This is a genomic window from Mesorhizobium sp. M7A.F.Ca.US.005.03.2.1, from assembly GCF_003997795.1.
Taxonomy (GTDB): Bacteria; Pseudomonadota; Alphaproteobacteria; order Rhizobiales; family Rhizobiaceae; genus Mesorhizobium; species Mesorhizobium ciceri.
Map to the genome: position 1 here is coordinate 1 of NZ_RZRP01000786.1, position 2,957 is coordinate 2,957.

Annotated in this window: 6 protein-coding genes; 3 read left to right on the forward strand and 3 right to left on the reverse strand. The window is 63.3% G+C overall.

What is annotated here, in order from left to right; genetic code table 11:
* Together EN991_RS30265 and EN991_RS30270 are read left to right on the forward strand one after the other, a co-directional pair.
* The coding region (locus EN991_RS30265) for a peptidoglycan-binding domain-containing protein (RefSeq protein WP_164769477.1) at positions 1-135 on the forward strand (135 nt) is incomplete at its 5' end.
* Positions 136-204: 69 nt separating this feature from the next.
* A complete protein-coding gene (locus tag EN991_RS30270; protein ID WP_013532655.1) occupies positions 205-552 on the forward strand; it encodes a DUF1491 family protein in 348 nt (115 codons plus the stop codon).
* On the opposite strand, the gene EN991_RS30275 is transcribed toward EN991_RS30270, so the two are convergent.
* Entirely contained in the window at positions 530-1,567 is a 1,038-nt protein-coding gene (locus EN991_RS30275) for a hypothetical protein (protein WP_164753794.1), read from the reverse strand. The two genes, EN991_RS30270 and EN991_RS30275, sit on opposite strands and share 23 nt — an antisense overlap.
* 187 nt (positions 1,568-1,754) lie before the next feature.
* On the opposite strand from EN991_RS30275, the gene EN991_RS30280 reads away from it, so the two are divergent.
* Positions 1,755-1,943: a hypothetical protein gene (locus EN991_RS30280; protein ID WP_013532653.1), complete on the forward strand. Its 189-nt coding sequence runs from the start codon at positions 1,755-1,757 to the stop codon at positions 1,941-1,943.
* 139 nt (positions 1,944-2,082) lie between these two features.
* Here EN991_RS30280 and EN991_RS30285 read toward each other — a convergent pair whose 3' ends face one another.
* Positions 2,083-2,652 carry a DUF1254 domain-containing protein gene (locus EN991_RS30285; protein WP_127370118.1) on the reverse strand — a complete coding sequence of 190 codons (570 nt, stop codon included), beginning with the start codon at positions 2,650-2,652 and terminating at the stop codon, positions 2,083-2,085.
* Positions 2,645-2,957 (reverse strand): DUF1214 domain-containing protein (locus EN991_RS30290; protein WP_127370119.1); only part of this gene is annotated, 313 nt, incomplete at its 5' end. The genes EN991_RS30285 and EN991_RS30290, both read right to left, overlap by 8 nt.

The window sequence follows — 2,957 nt, forward strand, 5'->3', positions numbered from 1 at the left end:
CAGCTGGATGGTGTCGTCGGCGCGCGCACGAAGGCGGCGATCAAGGAATTCCAGTCGCTGTTCGGGCTGCCGCAGACCGGCGAGCCCGATGAGATCGTCTACGTCAAGATGCGCGAGATCGGCCTGACCAACTGACGGCCGAAACGACGGCTCGCCGAGCGGCGGAAATATCGATAGAGAACCGGCAGTTTCGGGAGCTCTCTCATGCGCGTCACATCGGATCTGTGGGTTTCGGCCCTGTTGCGCCGGATTTTCGGCGCCGGTGGATTTGCCGCCGTGGTCAAGCGTGGCGCGACCGAGGCCGGCGCTGTGTTCGTGCTGGCGCGGGGCAGGCTGGGTGAGGTTGCCCTGTTCGGGCCGGCGCCGCAGACAAGCTATGATTCGGCCAAGCCCGACGACCGGTTTTTCACTCTGCTCGGAGCTGGTGACGATCCCGCGGTGCTCGAAGCCAGGCTGGAACGGGAGAAAAAATTCGATCCCGACATCTGGGTGGTCGAAATCGAGGCCGGTGCCGTGCCCGTCGAGGAGCTTATTTCCGTGAAGACGCCCTGAGGCCGGACGAAGCCGCCGCATCGTCGCTGTTCGAAGCGGTGCGTGTATCGCTGTTGGCAGGTGCTGCGCCGCGAACCACCCTTGAAAGGATTTCCGCTCTCCACGACCGCATCTTGTCCTGGGCCGCCTCGCGATGCAGCAGCCGGTAGCGGTCGAGGAAAGTCCGGATAGCCTGCGGGTGCGGGAACTGGCTGGGATAGACGGCAACCGTGACCAGGAAGGCCCTGTCTTCGCTGAGGTCGAGCGAGCGCAAGGCGACAAGCAGCGAGGCATAATTCTGGTTGGCGGTGAGCGATCGCGCGATCTCGAAATCGATGTCGAGTGCATCGGCGAGAGCGGTCTGGAAGAACGCGGCGTTTCCCGTCAGCGCTGTCTCGCGCAATTTCATATAGGTGTCGGCGCCCTTGAAAGGGTCGGCGGTCCTCGCTGTCTTCTCGTCGCCGGTGCGCATCATCGAGCGCAGCCTGCGCCGTGCATTCTCGGCCGCGATGCCGAGTGTCTGTTCCCGGGCTGGCTCGCCGGAGGCGGTATCCGCGCTCGCTGGCGCGATCTTGTCTGCCGCGGCGGCGTTCGCATCCGGGTCCGGCGCGCGCACCAGGGTTGGCCTCTCGAGGGCCCTGATCAGGTCAGCAATGGTCGAGTTCAAGCCCTTGCGGCGCGCGATGGCACGCGCATGCGGCAGGCCATGCCGCCCGATCAGGGCGATGAGATCGATGTCGCTGACGGCGCGTGAGCGGATGAGCAGCGGCGCGGCAATGTCGACCGGTTCCTCGCAAAGACGGCGCACCAGGGCGGCGGGTGCGTATTCGCATTCGGAAAGGGCGGCTGCCACGTAACGGCGGGATTCGACGGACACGTCATTGAACAGCGGCAGCGTCAGGTCTTCGAGTTGGCCGATCTCGCGGCGTGAAGGGCGGGTGAGCGAGCAGAACGCCGACACTGCGGCGCGGAACAGCCTTTCGGCCTTTCCCGAGTCTTTTCTTACCGCGATTTGCCTGAAGTCCGAAGATGACACGAAGGATACGCCCGTACTCGTCACAAGCTTGGCGCGCTCGACCGGGACTGTGCCGGTTTTGCGAGCGCCAAGAACAAAGATCAAGTTAGCGACGATCCGTTAGCGTTCCGTTAACCCTCTGCCGGCCTTAATGACATTTGGAGGCGTTGCGTTGTGCTCCGGGGAAACCGAGAGGAATGCGCGAACCATGGGCATGGTACTGTCTTTCGTGCCGCGTACGGCACCAAACACCAGAGCAAAGCAAACCGCCGAAATGCCGGCGGCGGTGATCATCTTTCCCGGCATCCGCTATGAGCGGTCGCATGCCGGCGAAGTGCGGCCGGTCGATCCCGACAAGACGGGGTCGCCAGGGACGAAGCCGGTCCCGCACCACTGAGTTTCGGCGGCCACGGACCTTTGGTCCGGGATCATGTCTAGTGCATGTCGCCCAAAAGTGACCTCGGTTTTGGAGAACGACATGCATGAAAACAAAGACCTAAAGCGGGTCGTCTGAATCCGTTCAGACGCGACACGCTCTAGAAGTCCTGCAACTCACAGGAACTCTGTTCGAAGAAGCGCGACACGATCGGCTTCCAGCTGTCATCGGGGACGAAGGCACGGATGACGAAGATGCCTTCCTCGATCGGCGCTTCGACGAAGATCGCCCCCTGAAGATCCTCTGGAAGGTCCTTGCGCACGTCGATCATCTGCGCCGGGGTCAGCACCACGGCATCCAGAACGCCGCCGGTCGCTGTGTGGTCGTTGAAGGAATAGATGTTGTGGCCGCTGCGGTCATAGACCGACACCGACCAGAACGGGACATGTCCAGGTGCCTTGACGCGGACCAAACCTTCGCCCAGGTCGAACCGGCAGGCCGTCGCATAAAACAGCGGATCGACGGATTTCACCACGGGCGCGCCACCGGCCTCGGCATCGAGCCGCGTCATCTTGTAGAGGTCCGACGCCATTGACAGCCGCGACCAGGCATCGCGCTCGGAAAACTCAGGCACCAGCAGCAGCACGGCGATGTGCACGATGCCGGCACCGAGCAAGCCGAGCAGGACGGCATGCAGAAGTCCGCGCGTCGCAGCGTAAAAACTACGCATTGCAGCCGACCTTGACGATCCGCGGCAGCGAGACGTCCGACAGGCCCGTGCTGCTGGCGATTGGCGTGTCGTAGAAGGTCAGCACGAAATACATCCTGCCGAAGCCGTCTGTCAGCAGCCAATTGCCGGGCATCGGGTGATGGCCGGCGGAAATGATCACCGAATTGTCGGGCTGGCGCACCACCCCGTAGGATTGCAGCGCCGCCAGCCGGGATTTGCCGGTCTCGACCACGCTGAGCGACTGGTCGGCGGCGTAGAGCGTCCAGAACCGCGCCGTCGGAAATCCGCCCTCGATGGTGTAGGTG